Raw genomic sequence first — 20,163 nt, forward strand, 5'->3', positions numbered from 1 at the left:
GCCTCGCCGCCCCGGGTGGGTCCGGCGCGCGCGCGGTGATCTCGATGCCCAGCCGTGCGCTGCGCACCCGCCTTCGTACCGCCGCCGCGCCCGCCCACGCCCCGCTGGCCCGGGGCTGCCGGCCGCGCGGCTGCCGCGCACCCGCCCGCCGTGTCCACGGCCGCCGGGTGCGGTATGTGATCGGTGACGAGCCGGGGCAGGTCAACGGCATGCGATGGCGCCCGCACCCCGCGCGCACCTTCACGACGGCCTGACTCCGGGCCCGCTCACGTTGTGGGCATTCGTTCCGCACGGCGGAACGGGTGGGCACAACGGAACGGCGCCCTGGCGGGCGCGTCCGCCCCGTGCCTGCCCCGCCCCGTGACCGTTCCGCCCTCGTGGGCGCCGGGCACCTGGAGCGGGCGCACCCGCAGGGGTGCCGTCCCGTGTGCCCACCCGTCCCGCCCCGGCGGGACGATTGCCCACACGCAGGGTGCGGGGGTCGCGCGCAGTACGTGACCACCGTCGAGCACGTCACCGGGGCATCCGCCCCGCGAGGAGCAGCCGCATGTCCAGCGAGTTCTTCATTCCGGACCCGGAGGGTCAGGTTCCGAACGCCGAGGGTTACTTCGGTGCCTTCGGCGGCAAGTTCATCCCGGAGGCGCTCGTCGCCGCCGTGGACGAGGTCGCCGTCGAGTACGACAAGGCCAAGGCCGACCCCGAGTTCGCCCGTGAGCTCAACGACCTGATGGTCGACTACACCGGCCGTCCGAGCGCCCTCACCGAGGTGCCCCGGTTCGCCGAGCACGCCGGTGGTGCCCGGGTGTTCCTCAAGCGCGAGGACCTCAACCACACCGGCTCGCACAAGATCAACAACGTCCTCGGCCAGGCCCTGCTCACCAAGCGCATGGGCAAGACCCGCGTCATCGCCGAGACCGGCGCCGGTCAGCACGGTGTCGCCACCGCCACCGCCTGCGCCCTCTTCGGGCTCGAGTGCACCATCTACATGGGCGAGATCGACACCCAGCGCCAGGCGCTGAACGTCGCCCGGATGCGCATGCTCGGCGCCGAGGTCGTGCCGGTGAAGTCCGGCAGCCGCACCCTCAAGGACGCCATCAACGAGGCGTTCCGCGACTGGGTCGCCAACGTCGACCGCACGCACTACCTCTTCGGCACCGTCGCCGGGCCGCACCCGTTCCCCGCCATGGTCCGCGACTTCCACCGCGTCATCGGCGTCGAGGCCCGCCGGCAGATCCTGGAGCGCGCGGGCCGCCTCCCGGACGCGGCCATCGCCTGCGTCGGCGGCGGATCGAACGCGATCGGCCTCTTCCACGCCTTCATCCCCGACGCCGACGTGCGCCTCATCGGCTGCGAGCCGGCCGGTCACGGCGTCGAGACCGGCGAGCACGCCGCCACGCTCACCGCCGGTGAGCCCGGCATCCTGCACGGCTCGCGGTCGTACGTCCTCCAGGACGACGAGGGCCAGATCACCGAGCCGTACTCCATCTCCGCCGGTCTGGACTACCCGGGCATCGGCCCGGAGCACTCCTACCTCAAGGACAGCGGCCGCGGCGAGTACCGCGCCGTCACCGACGACGCGGCCATGCAGGCCCTGCGGCTGCTCTCCCGTACCGAGGGCATCATCCCGGCCATCGAGTCCGCGCACGCGCTCGCCGGAGCCCTCGAGGTCGGCAGGGAGCTGGGCCCCGAGGGCCTGCTCGTCGTCAACCTCTCCGGACGTGGCGACAAGGACATGGACACCGCCGCCCGCTACTTCGGGCTGTACGACACCGACGCGGCCCCCGTCGAGGCCGACGCCGCCGCCGAGGACGGCGCGGGCGAGATCCGGAGGGACACCAAGTGAGCGGCAACATCCAGCTCCTCAGCGACACCCTGGCCAAGGCGAAGGCCGAGAACCGCGCCGCTCTCATCGCCTACCTCCCGGCCGGATTCCCCACCGTGGACGGCGGCATCGAGGCGATCAAGGCCGTCTTCGACGGCGGCGCCGACATCGTCGAGGTCGGCCTCCCGCACAGCGACCCGGTCCTGGACGGCCCCGTCATCCAGACCGCCGACGACATCGCCCTGCGCGGCGGTGTCAGGATCGCCGACGTGATGCGCACGGTCCGCGAGGCCTTCGAGGCCACCGGGAAGCCCGTCCTGGTCATGACGTACTGGAACCCGATCGACCGCTACGGCGTCGAGCGCTTCACCGAGGAGCTGGCCGCGGCCGGCGGCGCGGGCTGCATCCTGCCCGACCTGCCGGTCCAGGAGTCCGCCCAGTGGCGTGAGCACGCCGAGAAGCACGGGCTCGCGACCGTCTTCGTGGTCGCCCCGAGCAGCCAGGACGCCCGGCTCGCCACCATCACCGCCGCCGGCTCCGGCTTCGTCTACGCCGCCTCGCTCATGGGCGTCACCGGCACCCGGGAGTCCGTCGGCGCCGAGGCGGCCGACCTCGTCCGCCGCACCCGCGCCACCGCCGACCTGCCCGTCTGCGTCGGTCTCGGCGTCTCCAACGCCGAGCAGGCCAAGGAGGTCGCGGGCTTCGCCGACGGTGTCATCGTCGGCTCCGCCTTCGTCAAGCGGATGCTCGACGCCGACGGCGAGGCCGCCGGGCTCACCGCCGTAAGGGAACTGGCGGCCGAACTCGCCGAGGGCGTCCGTCGCGTTTCGTAACCCGTACGGGTGGATCTGTGACCGGGGAGGCGCGGACGCGCCTCCCCGGTTCGTTGCTGAGGGCGTGAGCCAGAAGAACAGTGACGGTAATCGGAGCGCGCGGGAGCGCCTCCAGCAGCAGCGTGAGCGCGAGAAGGCACGGGAGAAGCAGCGGCGCGTCCTGATCGTGTCGGCCGCGGTCGTCGGCGTCCTCGGCCTGGCGGCGGTCGCCGGGGTGATCGCCGCCAACACCGGGGGCGACGACGGCGGCTCGGACAAGGCGGGGCCGGTCGTCGCCCCGACCGGTTCGATCGAGGGGGACAAGCCCGCGATCCCCACGGGGGCGGAGGACGCCCCGTCCACGCTCGCGATCTGGGAGGACTTCCGCTGCCCGGCCTGCGCCTCCTTCGAGAACGCGTTCCGGGACACGATCCACGAGCTGGAGGCCTCGGGCGCGCTCAAGACCGACTACCACCTCGCGACCCTCATCGACCGGAACATGGGCGGCCAGGGCTCGCTCCGGGCGGCGAACGCGGCGGCCTGCGCCCAGGACGCCGGGAAGTTCACCGCGTACCACGACACGCTGTACATCAACCAGCCGCAGGAGACGGACGACGCCTTCGGCGACAACGCCAAGCTGATCGAGCTCGCGGCGAAGGTGCCGGGGCTCGACACGCCGGCCTTCCGCAGCTGCGTCGAGGACGGTACGCACGACAGCTGGGTCGGGAAGTCGAACGAGGCCTTCCAGAAGGGCGACTTCCAGGGCACGCCGTCGGTGCTGCTCAACGGAGAATCGATCTTCCCGTCGAAGGGGAGCGAGCAGATCTCCCCGGAGAACCTGAAGAAGTGGGTCGCCGAGGCCAACCAGGGCAAGAAGCCCGGCACGGCCTCGCCCTCGGCGGGCTGACGTCCACCGGGATGATCCCCTTAGTTACGCAGACGTTGCCGGGTGGGCTGCCGCCACGCCCGCCCGGCAAGGTAGCGTCGGTTCTGCCATGGACCTTGCCTACATTCCCAGCCCGTCGACCGGTGTCCTCCACCTCGGACCGGTCCCGCTGCGCGCCTACGCCTTCTGCATCATCATCGGTGTCTTCGTCGCCGTCTGGATCGGCAACAAGCGCTGGATCGCCCGGGGCGGCAAAGCCGGCACCGTGGCCGACATCGCCGTCTGGGCCGTGCCCTTCGGCCTCGTCGGCGGCCGGCTCTACCACGTCATCACCGACTACCAGCTCTACTTCAGCGAGGGCGAGAACTGGGTCGACGCCTTCAAGATCTGGGAGGGCGGCCTCGGTATCTGGGGCGCCATCGCGCTCGGCGCGGTGGGCGCCTGGATCGGCGCCCGCCGGCGCGGCATCCCGCTGCCCGCGTACGCGGACGCGATCGCTCCCGGCATCGCCCTCGCCCAGGCCATCGGCCGCTGGGGGAACTGGTTCAACCAGGAGCTGTACGGCAAGGAGACCACGCTCCCCTGGGGCCTGGAGATCTCCGCCGGCACGAACCGCGAGGCGGGGATCTACCACCCGACCTTCCTGTACGAGTCGCTCTGGTGCATCGGTGTCGCGCTCCTGGTCATCTGGGCCGACCGCCGGTTCCGGATGGGCCACGGCCGGGCGTTCGCGCTGTACGTCGCCGCGTACTGCGCGGGCCGGGGCTGGATCGAGTACATGCGGGTCGACGAGGCGCACCACATCCTCGGCCTCCGGCTGAACGTCTGGACCGCGATCGTCGTCTTCGTCCTTGCCGTGGCGTACATCGTGATCTCGTCGCGGCTCCGCCCGGGCCGGGAGGAGATCGTGGAGCCCGAGAAGGACAAGCCGGCCGGTGACGGCAAGGGAGCGGCCGCGACCGAGACCTCCCCGCTGGAGGGCGAGGGCGACGGTGAGACCGAGGGCGGGACCGCCCGGCGCGAGGCCGTGACCGACGAGCCGGACGACGCGCCCGCGAACGGCACGGAGTCCGCCGCCAAGGGCTGACCGGGCAGAATCGCGCCACAGGGCCGCCGGGACCGATGGGTTCCGGCGGCCCTGTGGCGTTCGGGCGGAAGCCCGGACCGTGGTCAGGCGCTTCGCGCCGACAGGGTCAGCACGCGGCGGGCGCCCTCGACGACCGCCGCGTCGACGAAACGGCCGTCCGGGAGGGCCAGTGCGCCCTCCTCCGTCTGGGAGGCCTTCACGACCTCCTCGGCCGCGGCGACCTCGTCGGGTGTGGGGAGGTAGGCCTGCTCGATGACCGGGAGCTGGCGGGGGTGGATCGCCGCCCGGCCGAGGAAGCCCATGGCCCGGCCGCGCGCGCAGCCGGCCGCCAGCGAGTCCAGGTCGCGGATGTCGGGGTGGACCGACTGGATCGGCGGAGGGAGGGCCGCCGCGCGGGCGGCGACCACGAGACGGCCGCGCGACCAGTCGAGCCCGCAGTCGTCGCGTACCCCCAGATCGGCGCGGAGGTCCGCCTCGCCGAGGGCGATGCCGTGGACGGAGGGATGGGCGGTGGCGATCGTGTACGCCCGTTCGACGGCGAGCGCGTTCTCCAGGAGCGCGTAGAGCGGGAGGCCGGAGGTGACCTCGGCGATCCGGTGGATGTCGGTGGCGTGTGTCACCTTGGGGACACGGAGACCACGGAGGCCGGGGAGGGGGGCCAGGGACGGGATGTCACGGGGGGAGTGGATGCGGACATGGATCGGTACGGGGTGGGGATCGGCGAGCAGATCGGCCGTGGCGGCGAGCGCGTACGCCTTGCGGTCCGGGGCCACCGCGTCCTCCAGATCGACGATCACCACGTCCGCGCCGGAGACCAGGGCCTTCTGGACGACGGCGGGGCGGTCCCCGGGGGCGTACAGCCAGGTGAGGGGGAAGTGCGTTCCACTCATACGGCTCCTTCACCGCGTAGGGCGCGGATCTCGGCCGGAGTGAGACCGAGCTCGGCGAGGACCTCGGCCGTGTCCGCGCCGTGCGGGCGTCCGGCCCAGCGGATCCCGCCGGGGGTCTCGGAGAGCCGGAAGAGGACGTTCTGCATACGGATCGGCCCCAGCTCGGGGTCGGGGACCTCCGTGACCGTGTCCAGGGCGCGGAACTGCGGATCCTCCATCACGTCCCGGACGTCGTAGACGGGCGCGATCGCCGCCTCCGCCTTCTCGAAGGCGGCCATCGCCTCTTCGCGGGTGTGGCGGGCGATCCAGGTGCCGACCGCCTCGTCGAGCTCGTCCGCGTGGGCGGCCCGGCCGGCTCCGTCGGCGAACCAGGGCTCGTCGATCAGCTCGGGTCGGCCGACCAGCCGGAGCACGCGCTCGGCGATCGACTGGGCGGAGGTGGAGACGGCGACCCAGGATTCGTCGGACGTGCGGTACGTGTTGCGGGGGGCGTTGTTGCGGGAGCGGTTTCCGGTGCGGGGCTGGACATAACCGAGCTGGTCGTACCAGAGGGGGTGGGGGCCGATGACGGCGAGCATCGGTTCGATGATGGCCATGTCGACGATCTGGCCGCGGCCCGTGGCCGTCCTGGCGGTGAGCGCGGTCATTACGGCGTACGCGGTGGCCAGGGCGGCGATCGAGTCGGCGAGGCCGAAGGGGGGCAGGGTGGGCGGACCGTCGGGTTCGCCGGTGATGGCGGCGAAGCCGCTCATCGCCTCGGCCAGGGTGCCGAAGCCGGGACGGTGGGAGTACGGGCCGGACTGGCCGAAGCCGGTGACCCGGGCGAGGACGAGCCCGGGGTTGGCGGCGGACAGCTTCTCCCAGCCCAGACCCCAGCGCTCCAGGGTGCCGGGGCGGAAGTTCTCCACGATCACGTCCGCGTCGGCGGCCAGCCGCAGCAGGGTGTCCCGGCCGCCGGGGGAGGAGAGATCGAGGGTGATGGTCCGCTTGTTGCGGCCGAGGACCTTCCACCAGAGACCGACCCCGTCCTTGGCGGGTCCGTGACCGCGGGACGGATCGGGCTTGCGGGGGTGCTCGACCTTGATCACGTCGGCCCCGAAGTCGCCGAGCATCATCGCCGCGAGCGGGCCGGCGAAGAGGGTGGCGAGATCCAGGACGCGCAGTCCGTCGAGGGGAGGCGCGGTGTCGGGGGTACGGGCGGTCATACGGCGTCGACCTCCTGGCCGTCGAGAGAGTCGTGGGCCGCGTCGATCTCGGGGCGGTACGGCATCGAGGACGAGGCGCCTTCGTGCTGGACGGAGAGCGCCGCCGCGGTCGAGGCCCAGGCCATGGCCTCGCGGACGGGCCGCCCCTCGCCGAGGGCGACGGCGAGCGCGCCCACGAAGGTGTCGCCCGCGGCGGTGGTGTCCACGGCACGGACGCGGGGCGCGGGGACCGCGAACGGCTCGGTGCCGCGGGACGCGTAGAGGGAGCCGGCCGCGCCGAGCGTGATGACCACCTCGGGGACCTGGGCGAGCAGGGCGACGGCGGCGGAGCGCGGGTCGGCGACGCCGGTGAGCGCGGCGGCCTCGTGCTCGTTGGGGACCAGGAGGTCGGTGGCGGCGAGGAGTTCGGGAGGCAGTGGCTGCGCAGGGGCGGGGGTGAGGACGGTGCGGACGCCGAGGCGACGGGCGGTGACGGCGCCTTCGACGACCACGGGGAGGGGGAGTTCGAGCTGGAGGAGCAGGGTTCCGGCGTTGGTGATCAGGGCCTCGTCGCCGTGGTCGAGGGAGGCGACGGTGCCGTTGGCGCCGGGGACGACCACGATCGCGTTGCCGCCCTCGTCGTCGACGACGATGTGCGCGGTACCGGAGGGGCCCTCGACGGTGCGCAGCAGGTCGGTGTCGACCCCGGAGGCCTCGAGCGCCGCCCGGAGCCGTCCGCCGAAGTCGTCGGTGCCGACCGCGCCGATCATCGACACGTCGGCGCCGGCCCTGGCCGCGGCGACCGCCTGGTTGGCCCCCTTGCCTCCGGGAATCGTCCGGAACTCCCTTCCGGTGACGGTCTCTCCGAGCGCGGGGGCCCGGGGGACGAAGGCGACGAGGTCCATGTTGGTGCTGCCGAGCACCACGATGCTGGTCATGGGCGTACTGCCTCCAGATACGTCAGTTCGGCCAGGGTGTCGAAGCCGGTCCCGTCGAAGGTCGGGATCGAGGTGGAGAGCCGGTTCTTGAGCGGGGCGGTCCAGCGCTCGGGCAGCCGGTCGGGGTGGCCGGCGAGGAGACCGGCGACGGAACCGGCGGTGGCGCCGTTGGAGTCGGTGTCCCAGCCGCCGGAGACCGCCGCGCAGATGGTGCGCGAGAAGTCGCCGTCGCCATGGGTGAGGGCGGCGGCGAGGAGGGCGGAGTTCGGGACGGCATGGACCCAGTGATACCCGCCGAGGGCGGCGTGGAGCCGGTCCACGACGGCGTCGAAGTCGGGGGTCGCGCGGGCCGCCTCGATGCCGAGGCGGACGGCGCAAGCGAGCCGCGAGCGGGGCGGGATCACGGCGAGACCCGCGGCCAGGGCCTGGTGGACGTCGGCGGTGCCGCCCGCGGCGGCGGCGATCGTCGCGGCGACGAACCGGGCGCCGTGGACGCCGTTCGCGGTGTGGGTGAGCGCCGCGTCCCGGTGCGCCTGCTCGGCGGCGGCCCCGGGGTCCCCGGGGTTCGTCCAGCCGTGGACGTCGGCGCGGATCTGGGCGCCGATCCACTCGCGGAAGGGGTTGCGGTGGACGGCGGTCAGCGGGGGTTCGATGCCGTCGAGGAGGTTGCGGTAGGCGACGCGCTCGGCGGTGAAGGTACGGCCGGCGGGGAGTTCGTCGAGCCAGAGTCGGGCGACGTCGGCGGTGGAGAAGCCGCGGCCGTACCGCCGGAGGAGCAGCAGGTTGAGGAGGGGGTAGTTGAGGTCGTCGTCCTCGGGCATGCCGTCGATGTTCTCGGCGAGCGAGGTGGCCGCGGAGCGGCGGTTCCACGGGTGGGCGGCGAGCAGTTCCGCGGGGACGCCGGTCGCGGTGAACCAGGTGGTGAGGGGCCAGTTTCCGGCGGCGCGGGCAAGGGCGCGGATGGCGGGGAGGGGGAGCTTCTCGACGGGCTTGCCGAGGAGACAGCCGGCGGCGCGGCCGAGCCAGGCGGCGTGCAGCCGGTCGACCGGGCGGCGGCCTCCCGCCACCCCGGGCCTTCCCGGGTCCCCGGCCGGTCCGTCGGCTCCGGACCCGTCTCCCCGGGATCGCGGGGCCTCGCGCGCGGAGATCGCCCGGTTGTCCCCGGTGCGCGGAGGCGGGCTGCCGTGGGTGGGTCGGAGCCGGTCGTCGCGCGGGGCGCCGTGGGTGGGTCGGAGCCGGCCGTCCGGCGGGGCGCCGGGGGCGAAGGCCCCCGGCTCGTCGGGGTCGGGTGAAGGCAGGGCGGCGAGTTCGGAGAGAAGGGTCTCGGCCAGCGCACGGAGGTCCGGGCGCGGGGTCGGGGAGGCGCCGGCCGTCAGGGGGGCGGGGTGGCCGCCCGCCCGATGCCAGCGGGCGGCGATGGCCGTCGCGTCGCGGCCGTCCTCCGCGGCCTGGCGGAGCTCGTGGCCGACGAGGTCCTCCGGCTGGACCCAGGTGACGCGCAGGGTCATCGGACGGCCGCGCTCGTGAGGGTCGCGTACGCGGACTCGTGGGCCCGGCGGCGGGCCGTGTCGCGGGCGAAGACCTCGTGCGCGACGGCCGTCAGCGCCCGCGCCGGGGCGTGCAGGTCCAGCCGGCTCGCCTCGGCGACCTGCTTCGCCCAGGCGGCCGGTACCGCGGACTCGCCGGCCAGGGCGCCGGCGATCGCGCCCGCCATCGTCGCGATCGAGTCGCAGTCCCGCCCGTAGTTGACCGCGCCCAGGACCGTACGACGGTAGTCTCCGCCGCCGACGAGCAACATCCCCAGAGCGATCGGGAGCTCCTCGATCGCGTGCAGCCGCGACGGGCGGCGCGCCCCGAGCGACGGCGCGCGGTAGTCGGGGCCGACCGTGTCGAACGGCGCCACGGCCTGGCGCAGAGGCACGAGGGCGGACTCGAAGTCCGTGTGCCGGGCGGCGACTTCGGCGACCGACTCGATCGCCGCGCGGGTGCCGTCCTTGGCCAGGGCGCCGGCGGCGGTCACGACCGACCCGGGGGTCGCGCCCGGTGCGCACGCCGCCGCCACCGCCGCCGCGAACACCCCCGCCGCCTCCCGGCCGTACGAGGACTGGTGCGGCGCCGCGATGTCCAGCGCCTCCGCGTACGCCGCCTCCGGGTGTGCCGCGTTGATCAGACCCACAGGCGCCATGTACATCGCCGCACCGCAGTTGACGATGTTTCCGCTGCCCGCCTCGCGCGGATCGACATGGCCGTAGTGGAGCCGGGCCACCAGCCACTTCTCCGCCAGGAAGATCCGCTGGAGGGGGAGCGCCTCCGCTTCGAGTTCGGGGATCCAGACCGGGTTGCCGATGAGTTCGGGAACGAGGTGGTCCGCCACCGCGTACGCGTCGAGATGGTCACGCACCTTCTCGTACACCCTGATCAGGGCGTGGGTCATCAAGGTGTCGTCGGTGACGTGTCCGTCGCCCTTGTGGTACGGCGCGATGGGACGGGCCGTGCGCCAGGCGTCCCCGTTCCAGGGACCGACGACGCCGGTGACCCGGCCGCCGTGGCGCTCGACGATCTGCTCGGGGGTGTAGCCCTCCACGGGGCCGCCGAGGGCGTCGCCGACGGCGGCCCCGAGGAGACTTCCGGTGATCCGGTCATCCAGTGTGGGAGTCATGTCGGAATTGTCCACCCGGGGTGGCCAGTTCCGTGTCTCCGAGCAGCCCGGCGAGTTCGACGAGATCCGTGCCCGCGAGGCGGGGGAGCGCGCAGCCTGCGAGCCTGCGGCAGGCCTCCCGCCAGGTGACGGGAAGGGCGTCGGTGCCGCCGAGCGCACCGGTGAGCGCGCCCGCGAGCGCGGGGGCGGAGTCCGCGACACGCGAGAGACAGGCGGCGGCGGGTACGGCCCCGGCCGCCTCGCCGCGCGCCGCGAGCGCGAGGGCCAGCGCGACCGGGACGGTCTCGGCAGCGGCGATGCCGTAGCTGTAGACGTGGTCGACGATCTGGTGCTCCAGGAGGGGGACCAGCTCGAAGGCGCTCGTGACGTCCTGCGCCATCTTCACCGCCTGCTGGGCGTTGCGGCCGATCTCGGTGGTGGGCGGGAGTTGGGCGAGCGCCGCCGCCACGGCCTCGTCGACGGTGGCGCCGCCGAGGGCGGCGGCGACGGCGGCGGCCATCGCGCGGGCGCCGTGGACGCCGTCGCCGTCCTGGGTGTACCGGGCGTCGAACTCGGCGAGTTCGGCGGCCGCGACCGGGTCTCCCGGGTGGACGATCGCGAGCACGGCGGCGCGGACGCAGGCGGCGTCGTCGAAGTAGTGCGGATTGTCATGGCCGGTGGCGGGGGGACGCAGGCCGGTGGCGAGGTTGCCGAGCCCGGCGCGCACGGAGATGCGGGCCCGCAGCGGCAGGACGGCGGACTCCACCTCGGGGGCGCGGTCGGCGGCGGCCGCGACCTGGCTCGCGAGGGAGTTCCAGGCGAGGTCGACGGCGGCGCGCAGACGGCGCTCCGGCGGAAGGGTGGCGAAGAGCGGGCCGGACGCGGCGAGGACGGCCTCGGCGGTGAAGACCGCCCATTCGGCGTCGTCGGAGGGGCCGAGACGGAGGGGTTCGGGGGGCTGGTTGAGGGCGATGGGGACGGGGAGGGTGGTGGTGGCGTTCTGTTCGGCGAAGGTGTCGAGTTCGCGGGTGAGGCGGCGGGTCCACTCGGGCATGCGGGCGGCGCGGTGGCGGGCGGCGGGCCAGCCGGCGGCGTCGCCCGCGGCGAGGCCGAGGAGGAGGCCGGCGATCTTGGCGGGGCCGGGGCGTCTGTCCTGGGCACCGGCACCGGGCCCGCCCTCGGGGCTGCCGTGGGCGCCGGCCTTGTCCTGGGGGCCGCGCTCGTGGCCCGAGCCCAGCCTCACCCGGACTTCGTCCGAGGGGACCCCCACCGCCCCGGCGGAGCGAACGCCCACGGCCGGCGAGGCGGAGTGGGGGCCGAGCGAGAGGGTCGAGCCCGAGCCGTAGGTGCGGTGGGTGGGGTCCGTGGTGGTCATGCCGCCTCCTCCTCGTCCGCCGTCAGCAGGTCCGCGATGTCCAGCACGTGGTAGCCCCGCATCGACGGGAGGCAGCTGCCCGTCACCGGGGCGATCGCCGTCGCCCATTCCTCCGGGATCGCCGATACGCCCGACGCGGCGCCCGCGAGCGCGCCCGCCACGGCCGCCGTCGTGTCGGCGTCGCGGCCCATGTTCACCGCCATGAGCACCGCCGTACGGAAGTCGCCGCGGGCCGCCGCGAAGGCGCCGAACGCGAGGCCCACCGCCTCCGGGGCGAGGTCCGTCCACGGGTAGCCGCCGATGACCACCGCCGAGCGGACCGTCCGTTCGCGGACCAGCGGATCGGGGTCCACCCGTTGGGCCGCCACCACCGCGCGGCGCATCGAGCGGGCCGTCCAGGAGTCCATCGGGACCACCGAGAGCGCCGCCGCGATGACCGAGGTCACCGACGCGCCGCCCATCGCCGCCGCGACACCCGCCGCGACCGCCTGGCCGCCGTAGATGCCCTCGCCGTCGTGGCTCACCGTGCCGTCGATGGCGACCAGCCGGGCCGCCTCCGCCGGACGGCCCGCGGCGAAGACCCCGAACGGCGCGGCCCGCATCGCCAGACCGTCCGACCACGCGTGCCGGTGCTGGGCCGAGATGGGCGCGGCAAGGCCCCGCCGGAGGTTCTCCAGGGTGCCGCGCTCGCTGAAGCCCGCCCCGCGGAACGGGCCCTCGTCCAGGTCCGCGATCCAGTGGTGCCAGGCCCGTTCCACGTGCCGGACGGTCAGCGCCGAGCCGTGCCGGGCGAGCAGCAGCCCCGAGAAGATCGCGTACTCGGTGTCGTCCGTGCCGGACGGACGGTCCGTCACGAAGCCCTCGATCCGGCCCCAGCGGCGGCGGATCTCCGACGGGCGCATGTTCTCGGCCGGCGCGCCGAGCGCGTCACCGACCGCGAGGCCGAGCAGGGCGCCCCGCGCGCGCCCGCGCGCATCGCATGCCGTCGTTGCCGTCTCGCTCACCATCTCGCACCCCTTTCACGGTTCCTGAATCTGTGCCACATCGGGAGGCGATGACGTCGCAGAAACGTCTCTGTCACCCGGCTGACACCCCGCCAGAAGAGCAAGGTCAGCCTTAGTAAGTACGGCCTGCCTTGCTGGCGCGCCCCTTACATCGGGCGTATTTTCGAGGGTGTTGGGGGCGGCGGGTGCAGCCCGGCCCGCCGGAGAAGACAGGGGAGAGGCATGTCCATCATCGAAGTCCAGGCACCACTGCACGAGGCCCACCGCGACAACCACACGCACCGCGATGTGAACGGCGGCTGGCTTCGCCCGGCGGTGTTCGGCGCCATGGACGGACTGGTCTCCAACCTCGCGCTGATGACCGGTGTCGCGGGCGGCGCGGTGTCGCAGCAGACCATCGTCATCACCGGCCTCGCCGGACTCGCGGCCGGCGCCTTCTCCATGGCGGCCGGCGAGTACACCTCCGTCGCCTCGCAGCGCGAACTCGTCCAGGCGGAACTGGACGTCGAGCGGCGTCAGTTGCGCAAGCACCCGGTCGACGAGATGGAGGAGCTCGCCGCGCTGTACGTGTCCCGCGGTGTCGAGCCCGCGCTCGCCCGCGAGGTCGCGATGCAGCTCTCCCGTGACCCGGAGCAGGCGCTGGAGATCCACGCCCGCGAGGAGCTGGGCATCGACCCCGACGACCTTCCGTCGCCGATGACCGCCGCCGTCTCGTCCTTCGCCTCGTTCGCGCTCGGCGCCCTGCTTCCCGTACTGCCCTATCTGCTCGGCGCGAGCGCGCTGTGGCCGGCCGTGCTGCTGGCGCTCCTCGGGCTCTTCGGCTGCGGCGCGCTGGTCGCCCGGGTGACGGCGCGCAGCTGGTGGTTCAGCGGACTGCGTCAGCTCGTGCTCGGTGGCGCCGCCGCGGCTCTCACGTACGGACTCGGCATGCTCTTCGGGGCTGCGCTCTGACCTCGCAGCCCCGCCCCTGCGTACCCCCATGGAAGGCCCTCGCCCTGCGGTGAGGGCCTTCCGCGTGCATGCTGGCTGTGACGTATATCCCCTGGGCGGATCGGCCGCCCGGTGAGACACTATGCACAGCGCGACATATGTAGCCGTTACTCGGCGGTTTCGAATCCATGACCACCGGGCATGAGGCGTAAGCGCCGCGGGCAATGAGGCTCGCTCTGCGTCGGGTCTACCGACCCCCCTTGAGATGGGTCTGCCGACCCCCTTGAGAACCACCCTTAGACCCCACACTTCACGCGTGAACCACCATCACCGCTCCGTGTCAGCGGTGTCCGCATGTTGGAATGAGCTATCCACTTCGCGAGAAGCCAGCCATCATGTAACCTGCACGAAATTTCGCGGAGGGCCAACGTCGTCCCTCGGCAGCTGCATATGCCACGACGACGACGGGAGAGCCGATGCGTTCCGACGCCTGGTCGCCCATGGACGGTCGCCCCGCTCCGCAGGGGATGTACGACCCCCGTAACGAACACGACGCCTGTGGTGTCGGGTTCGTGGCCACCCTGACCGGTGTTGCCAGCCACGCCCTGGTCGAGCAGGCGCTGACCGTACTGCGCAATCTCGAGCACCGCGGCGCCACCGGCTCCGAGCCCGACTCCGGAGACGGCGCCGGCATCCTGCTCCAGGTTCCCGACGCCTTCCTGCGCGAGGTCACCGACTTCGACCTCCCCGCCGCCGGCGCCTACGCCGTCGGCATCGCCTTCCTCCCTGCCGACGGCTCCGCACAGGCCGTCTCGCAGATCGAGACGATCGCGTCCGAGGAGGGTCTGAACGTCCTCGGCTGGCGCGAGGTCCCCGTCGCCCCCGAGCTGCTCGGCGCCTCCGCCCGCTCCACCATGCCGGTCTTCCGTCAGCTCTTCGTCGCCGACGGCACGAGCACGGGCATCGCGCTGGACCGCAAGGCGTTCGTGCTGCGCAAGCGCGCCGAGCGTGAGGCCGGGACGTACTTCCCGTCGCTCTCCGCCCGCACCATCGTCTACAAGGGCATGCTGACCACCGGCCAGCTGGAGCCCTTCTTCCCGGACCTGTCGGACCGCCGCTGCGCCACCGCCGTGGCCCTGGTCCACTCCCGGTTCTCCACCAACACCTTCCCGAGCTGGCCGCTGGCCCACCCGTACCGCTTCGTCGCCCACAACGGTGAGATCAACACCGTCAAGGGCAACCGGAACTGGATGACCGCCCGCGAGGCCCAGCTCGACTCCACCGTCTTCGGTGAGGGCTCGCTGGACCGGATCTTCCCGATCTGCACCCCGGACGCCTCCGACTCGGCCTCCTTCGACGAGGTCCTGGAGCTGCTCCACCTCGGAGGCCGCTCCCTGCCCCACGCGGTCCTGATGATGGTCCCGGAGGCGTGGGAGAACCACGAGTCCATGGACCCGGCCCGGCGCGCCTTCTACCAGTACCACTCCACGATGATGGAGCCCTGGGACGGCCCGGCCTGTGTCACCTTCACCGACGGCGTCCAGGTCGGCGCGGTCCTGGACCGCAACGGTCTGCGCCCCGGCCGCTACTGGGTCACCGACGAGGGCCTCGTCGTCCTCTCCTCCGAGGTCGGCGTCCTCGACATCGACCCCGCCAAGGTCGTCCGCAAGGGCCGCCTCCAGCCCGGCAAGATGTTCCTCGTCGACACCGCCGAGCACCGGATCGTCGAGGACGACGAGATCAAGGCCGGCCTCGCCGCCGAGAAGCCGTACGCCGAGTGGCTGGAGACCGGGGAGATCGAGCTCTCCGACCTGCCCGAGCGCGAGCACATCGTGCACACCCACGCCTCGGTCACCCGCCGCCAGCAGACCTTCGGCTACACCGAGGAAGAGCTGCGCGTCATCCTCGCCCCGATGGCCCGCACCGGTGGCGAGCCGCTCGGCTCCATGGGCACCGACTCGCCGATCGCGGCGCTGTCCGAGCGCCCCCGGCTGCTCTTCGACTACTTCACCCAGCTCTTCGCGCAGGTCACCAACCCGCCGCTGGACGCCATCCGCGAGGAGCTCGTCACCTCGCTGCACTCCTCGCTGGGCCCGCAGGGCAACCTGCTCGACCCCACCGCCGCGTCGTGCCGCAGCGTCACGCTGCCCTTCCCGGTGATCGACAACGACGAGCTGGCCAAGCTCATCCACATCAACGCCGACGGCGACATGCCCGGCATGAAGGCCGCGACCCTCTCCGGCCTGTACCGGGTCTCCGGCGGAGGCGACGCGCTCGCCGCCCGCATCGAGGAGATCTGCGCCGAGGCCGACGCGGCGATCGAGGGCGGCGCCCACCTGCTCGTCCTCTCGGACCGGCACTCCGACGCCGAGCACGCGCCGATCCCGTCGCTGCTGCTCACCGCGGCCGTCCACCACCACCTCATCCGCACCAAGCAGCGCACCAGGGTGGGCCTGCTGGTCGAGGCCGGCGACGTCCGCGAGGTCCACCACGTGGCCCTCCTCATCGGCTACGGCGCCGCCGCCGTCAACCCGTACCTGGCGATGGAGTCGGTCGAGGACCTGGTCCGCGCCGGCACCTTCATCGAGGGCCTCGAGCCCGAGCAGGCCATCCGGAACCTGATCTACGCCCTCGGCAAGGGCGTCCTCAAGGTCATGTCCAAGATGGGCATCTCGACCGTCGCCTCCTACCGCGGCGCCCAGGTCTTCGAGGCCGTCGGCCTCGACACCGCCTTCGTCGAGAAGTACTTCAACGGCACGGCCACCAAGATCGGCGGCGCCGGTCTCGACGTCGTCGCCAAGGAGGTCGCCGCCCGCCACGCCAAGGCGTACCCCGCCTCCGGCGTCCCCTCCGCGCACCGCGCGCTGGAGATCGGCGGCGAGTACCAGTGGCGCCGCGAGGGCGAGCCCCACCTGTTCGACCCGGAGACCGTCTTCCGCCTGCAGCACGCCACGCGCAACAAGCGGTACGACATCTTCAAGAAGTACACGGACCGGGTGAACGAGCAGTCCGAGCGTCTGATGACGCTCCGCGGTCTCTTCGGCTTCGCCGAAGGCCGGGAAGCGATCTCCATCGACGAGGTCGAGCCGGTCTCCGAGATCGTCAAGCGGTTCTCGACGGGCGCCATGTCGTACGGCTCCATCTCCCGCGAGGCGCACGAGACCCTCGCCATCGCCATGAACCAGCTGGGCGGCAAGTCCAACACCGGTGAGGGCGGCGAGGACCCGGAGCGCCTGTACGACCCGGCGCGCCGCTCCTCCATCAAGCAGGTCGCCTCCGGCCGCTTCGGCGTGACGAGCGAGTACCTGGTCAACGCGGACGACATCCAGATCAAGATGGCCCAGGGCGCCAAGCCCGGCGAGGGCGGCCAGCTGCCCGGCCACAAGGTCTACCCGTGGGTCGCCAAGACCCGGCACTCCACCCCGGGCGTCGGTCTGATCTCCCCGCCGCCGCACCACGACATCTACTCCATCGAGGACCTGGCTCAGCTGATCCACGACCTCAAGAACGCCAACCCGGCCGCGCGTATCCACGTGAAGCTGGTGTCGGAGGTCGGTGTCGGCACGGTCGCCGCCGGTGTCTCCAAGGCGCACGCGGACGTCGTCCTGATCTCCGGCCACGACGGCGGCACGGGCGCCTCCCCGCTCACCTCGCTGAAGCACGCGGGCGGTCCCTGGGAGCTCGGCCTCGCCGAGACCCAGCAGACGCTGCTGCTCAACGGCCTGCGCGACCGGATCGTCGTGCAGACCGACGGCCAGCTCAAGACCGGCCGTGACGTCGTCATCGCCGCACTGCTCGGCGCCGAGGAGTTCGGTTTCGCGACCGCTCCGCTCGTCGTCTCCGGCTGCGTCATGATGCGCGTCTGCCACCTGGACACCTGCCCGGTCGGCATCGCCACGCAGAACCCGGTCCTGCGCGACCGCTTCTCCGGCAAGGCCGAGTTCGTCGTGAACTTCTTCGAGTTCATCGCCGAGGAGGTCCGCGAGATCCTCGCCGAGCTGGGCTTCCGTACGCTCGAAGAGGCCGTCGGCCACGCCGAGCTGCTCGACACCAGCCGCGCCGTGACGCACTGGAAGGCGCAGGGCCTGGACCTGGCCCCGCTCTTCCACGTGCCCGAGCTGCCCGAGGGCGCGGTCCGCCACGCCCTGATCGAGCAGGACCACGGTCTGGAGAAGGCCCTCGACAACGAGCTGATCGAACTCGCCGCCGAGGCGCTGGGCGCGGCGACGGCCGAGGAGGCCCAGCCGGTCCGGGCCCAGGTCGCGATCCGCAACATCAACCGGACGGTCGGCACCATGCTCGGCCACGAGGTGACGAAGAAGTTCGGCGGCGCGGGCCTGCCGGCCGACACCATCGACATCACCTTCACCGGCTCCGCCGGCCAGTCGTTCGGCGCGTTCCTGCCGGCCGGTGTCACGCTCCGCCTGGAGGGCGACGCCAACGACTACGTCGGCAAGGGCCTCTCCGGTGGCCGTGTCGTCGTCCGCCCGGACCGCGGCGCCGACCACCTGGCCGAGTACTCGACCATCGCGGGCAACACCATCGCGTACGGCGCGACCGGCGGTGAGCTGTTCCTGCGGGGCCGCACCGGCGAGCGCTTCTGCGTCCGCAACTCCGGCGCGCTGGTCGTCTCGGAGGGCGTGGGCGACCACGGCTGCGAGTACATGACCGGCGGCACGGCGGTCGTCCTCGGCGAGACGGGCCGCAACTTCGCGGCCGGCATGTCGGGCGGCGTCGCGTACGTCGTCGACCTCGACCGGGACAACGTCAACTCCGGCAACCTGTCCGCCGTGGAGGCGCTCGACGACGCCGACCGGCAGTGGCTGCACGACGTCGTGCGCCGCCACCACGAGGAGACCGGTTCGACGGTCGCGGAGAAGCTCCTTGCCGACTGGTCCGTGAACGCGGAGCGCTTCAGCAAGATCATCCCGACCACGTACAAGGCAGTGCTCGCCGCCAAGGACGCCGCTGAGCTCGCAGGTCTCTCCGAGGCCGAGACCACCGAGAAGATGATGGAGGCGGCGACCCATGGCTGACCCCAAGGGCTTCCTGACCACCGGGCGCGAAGTCGCCAAGACCCGTCCGGTGGGCGAGCGCGTCAAGGACTTCAACGAGGTCTACGTCCCCGGCTCCCTGCTGCCGATCATCAGCAAGCAGGCCGGCCGCTGCATGGACTGCGGCATCCCGTTCTGCCACAACGGCTGCCCGCTCGGGAACCTGATCCCCGAGTGGAACGACTACGCCTACCGCGAGGACTGGGCGCAGGCGTCCGAGCGGCTGCACGCGACCAACAACTTCCCGGAGTTCACCGGCCGTCTGTGCCCGGCTCCGTGCGAGGCGGCGTGTGTGCTCGGCATCAACCAGCCGGCCGTCACCATCAAGAACGTCGAAGTCTCGATCATCGACAAGGCGTGGGACAGCAACGACGTCAAGCCGCAGGCGCCCGAGCGCCTGTCCGGCAAGACCGTCGCCGTGATCGGCTCGGGCCCGGCGGGTCTCGCCGCCGCCCAGCAGCTGACGCGGGCGGGCCACACGGTCGCCGTGTTCGAGCGCGCGGACCGGATCGGCGGACTGCTGCGGTACGGCATCCCCGAGTTCAAGATGGAGAAGCGGCACATCAACCGCCGCATCGAGCAGATGCGCGCGGAGGGCACCAAGTTCCGTACGGGTGTCGAGATCGGCCGCGACATCACGGCGACGGACCTGCGCAAGCGGTACGACGCCGTGGTCGTCGCGGCGGGCGCCACGACCGCGCGTGACCTGCCGGTCCCGGGCCGCGAGCTGTCCGGCATCCACCAGGCGATGGAGTACCTGCCGCTCTCCAACAAGGTCGTCGAGGGCGACTTCGTGACCCCGCCGATCACGGCCGAGGGCAAGCACGTGGTCGTCATCGGCGGCGGCGACACGGGCGCGGACTGCGTGGGCACCGCCCACCGCCAGGGCGCGGCCTCGGTCACGCAGCTGGAGATCATGCCGCGACCGGGCGACGAGCGGGCGGCCGGCCAGCCGTGGCCGACGTTCCCGATGCTGTACAAGGTCACCTCGGCGCACGAGGAGGGCGGCGAGCGGGTCTACTCCGTCTCCACCACCCACTTCGAGGGCGACGAGGACGGCAACGTCCAGTTCCTGCACCTGGTCGAGGTCGAGTTCGTCGAGGGCAAGCTGACGCAGAAGCCCGGCACGGAGCGGAAGATCCCGGCGCAGCTGGTGACGCTCGCGATGGGCTTCACGGGGACGGACGTCGAGAACGGCCTGGTCGGGCAGTTTGGTCTAGACCTCGATGAGCGGGGTAACATCGCCCGTGACGCGGACTTCGCCACCAACGTCGGTGGTGTGTTCGTGGCCGGTGACGCCGGCCGCGGCCAGTCGCTGATCGTCTGGGCGATCGCCGAGGGCCGCTCGGCCGCCCGCGGAGTCGACCGCTTCCTGACGGGTGCGAGTGACCTCCCGGCCCCGATCCGCCCGACGGACCGAGCCCTGACGGTCTGACCGTCCCGTCCCCAAGACGTCCCGTACAACGACGTACGGAACTGAGCGCGGCGCCCCCCGAATGTCCCCGACCGGACGACTGGGAGGGCGCCGCGGCGCGTTCTGCCA

At 72.7% G+C, this 20,163-nt stretch carries 15 protein-coding genes; 8 read left to right on the top strand and 7 right to left on the bottom strand.

Annotation, left to right across the window (positions count from 1 at the left end):
• The first annotated feature begins 44 nt into the window (after nt 1-44).
• The 5 genes from trpM (at nt 45) to lgt (ending at nt 4,607) form a co-directional block, all read left to right on the top strand.
• Complete coding sequence (gene trpM, locus ACF1G2_RS10485; RefSeq protein ID WP_391798132.1) at nt 45-254, top strand: tryptophan biosynthesis modulator TrpM; 210 nt, start codon at nt 45-47, stop codon at nt 252-254.
• 293 nt (nt 255-547) lie between these two features.
• The gene (gene trpB / locus ACF1G2_RS10490) at nt 548-1,843 is read left to right on the top strand and encodes a tryptophan synthase subunit beta (protein ID WP_383221290.1); all 1,296 of its coding nucleotides are present in this window, start codon (nt 548-550) and stop codon (nt 1,841-1,843) included.
• Entirely contained in the window at nt 1,840-2,655 is an 816-nt protein-coding gene (gene trpA / locus ACF1G2_RS10495; protein ID WP_391797890.1) for a tryptophan synthase subunit alpha, read from the top strand. Before trpB ends, trpA begins: the two co-directional genes overlap by 4 nt.
• A gap of 64 nt (nt 2,656-2,719) precedes the next feature.
• Complete coding sequence (locus ACF1G2_RS10500; RefSeq protein WP_391797891.1) at nt 2,720-3,541, top strand: thioredoxin domain-containing protein; 822 nt, start codon at nt 2,720-2,722, stop codon at nt 3,539-3,541.
• Between the two features lie 88 nt (nt 3,542-3,629).
• Nucleotides 3,630-4,607, top strand: coding sequence for a prolipoprotein diacylglyceryl transferase (lgt, locus tag ACF1G2_RS10505; protein WP_391797892.1), 978 nt, complete (start codon nt 3,630-3,632; stop codon nt 4,605-4,607).
• A gap of 83 nt (nt 4,608-4,690) precedes the next feature.
• Here lgt and ACF1G2_RS10510 read toward each other — a convergent pair whose 3' ends face one another.
• From ACF1G2_RS10510 to ACF1G2_RS10540, 7 genes are read right to left on the bottom strand one after another with little or no spacing between them, the layout of a single operon-like run.
• Nucleotides 4,691-5,497, bottom strand: a complete 807-nt coding sequence (locus tag ACF1G2_RS10510) for an aldolase/citrate lyase family protein (RefSeq protein ID WP_352186399.1) — start codon at nt 5,495-5,497, stop codon at nt 4,691-4,693.
• Nucleotides 5,494-6,702, bottom strand: coding sequence for a CaiB/BaiF CoA transferase family protein (locus ACF1G2_RS10515; protein ID WP_391797893.1), 1,209 nt, complete (start codon nt 6,700-6,702; stop codon nt 5,494-5,496). The genes ACF1G2_RS10510 and ACF1G2_RS10515 overlap by 4 nt, the downstream gene beginning before the upstream one ends.
• Nucleotides 6,699-7,619, bottom strand: a complete 921-nt coding sequence (rbsK, locus tag ACF1G2_RS10520; protein WP_391797894.1) for a ribokinase — start codon at nt 7,617-7,619, stop codon at nt 6,699-6,701. Before rbsK ends, ACF1G2_RS10515 begins: the two co-directional genes overlap by 4 nt.
• The gene (locus ACF1G2_RS10525) at nt 7,616-9,127 is read right to left on the bottom strand and encodes an ADP-ribosylglycohydrolase family protein (protein ID WP_391797895.1); all 1,512 of its coding nucleotides are present in this window, start codon (nt 9,125-9,127) and stop codon (nt 7,616-7,618) included. Before ACF1G2_RS10525 ends, rbsK begins: the two co-directional genes overlap by 4 nt.
• Nucleotides 9,124-10,278 (bottom strand): ADP-ribosylglycohydrolase family protein, encoded by a 1,155-nt coding sequence (locus ACF1G2_RS10530; RefSeq protein WP_391797896.1) that lies wholly within the window; start codon nt 10,276-10,278, stop codon nt 9,124-9,126. Before ACF1G2_RS10530 ends, ACF1G2_RS10525 begins: the two co-directional genes overlap by 4 nt.
• Entirely contained in the window at nt 10,259-11,632 is a 1,374-nt protein-coding gene (locus ACF1G2_RS10535; protein ID WP_391797897.1) for an ADP-ribosylglycohydrolase family protein, read from the bottom strand. The genes ACF1G2_RS10530 and ACF1G2_RS10535 overlap by 20 nt, the downstream gene beginning before the upstream one ends.
• Nucleotides 11,629-12,639: an ADP-ribosylglycohydrolase family protein gene (locus ACF1G2_RS10540; protein WP_391797898.1), complete on the bottom strand. Its 1,011-nt coding sequence runs from the start codon at nt 12,637-12,639 to the stop codon at nt 11,629-11,631. Before ACF1G2_RS10540 ends, ACF1G2_RS10535 begins: the two co-directional genes overlap by 4 nt.
• 219 nt (nt 12,640-12,858) lie before the next feature.
• Here ACF1G2_RS10540 and ACF1G2_RS10545 point away from each other — a divergent pair, with 219 nt between their 5' ends.
• The 3 genes from ACF1G2_RS10545 to ACF1G2_RS10555 all read left to right on the top strand — a co-directional run bounded on the left by ACF1G2_RS10545 (nt 12,859) and on the right by ACF1G2_RS10555 (nt 20,055).
• Entirely contained in the window at nt 12,859-13,587 is a 729-nt protein-coding gene (locus ACF1G2_RS10545; protein WP_352186392.1) for a VIT1/CCC1 transporter family protein, read from the top strand.
• A 455-nt stretch (nt 13,588-14,042) separates the two neighbouring features.
• The gene (gene gltB, locus ACF1G2_RS10550; RefSeq protein WP_391797899.1) at nt 14,043-18,602 is read left to right on the top strand and encodes a glutamate synthase large subunit; all 4,560 of its coding nucleotides are present in this window, start codon (nt 14,043-14,045) and stop codon (nt 18,600-18,602) included.
• A complete protein-coding gene (locus ACF1G2_RS10555; protein WP_391797900.1) occupies nt 18,595-20,055 on the top strand; it encodes a glutamate synthase subunit beta in 1,461 nt (486 codons plus the stop codon). Before gltB ends, ACF1G2_RS10555 begins: the two co-directional genes overlap by 8 nt.
• Nucleotides 20,056-20,163: the final 108 nt, after the last annotated feature.

It is taken from the genome of Streptomyces sp. NPDC013457 (assembly GCF_043089925.1).
Classification (GTDB): domain Bacteria; phylum Actinomycetota; class Actinomycetes; order Streptomycetales; family Streptomycetaceae; genus Streptomyces.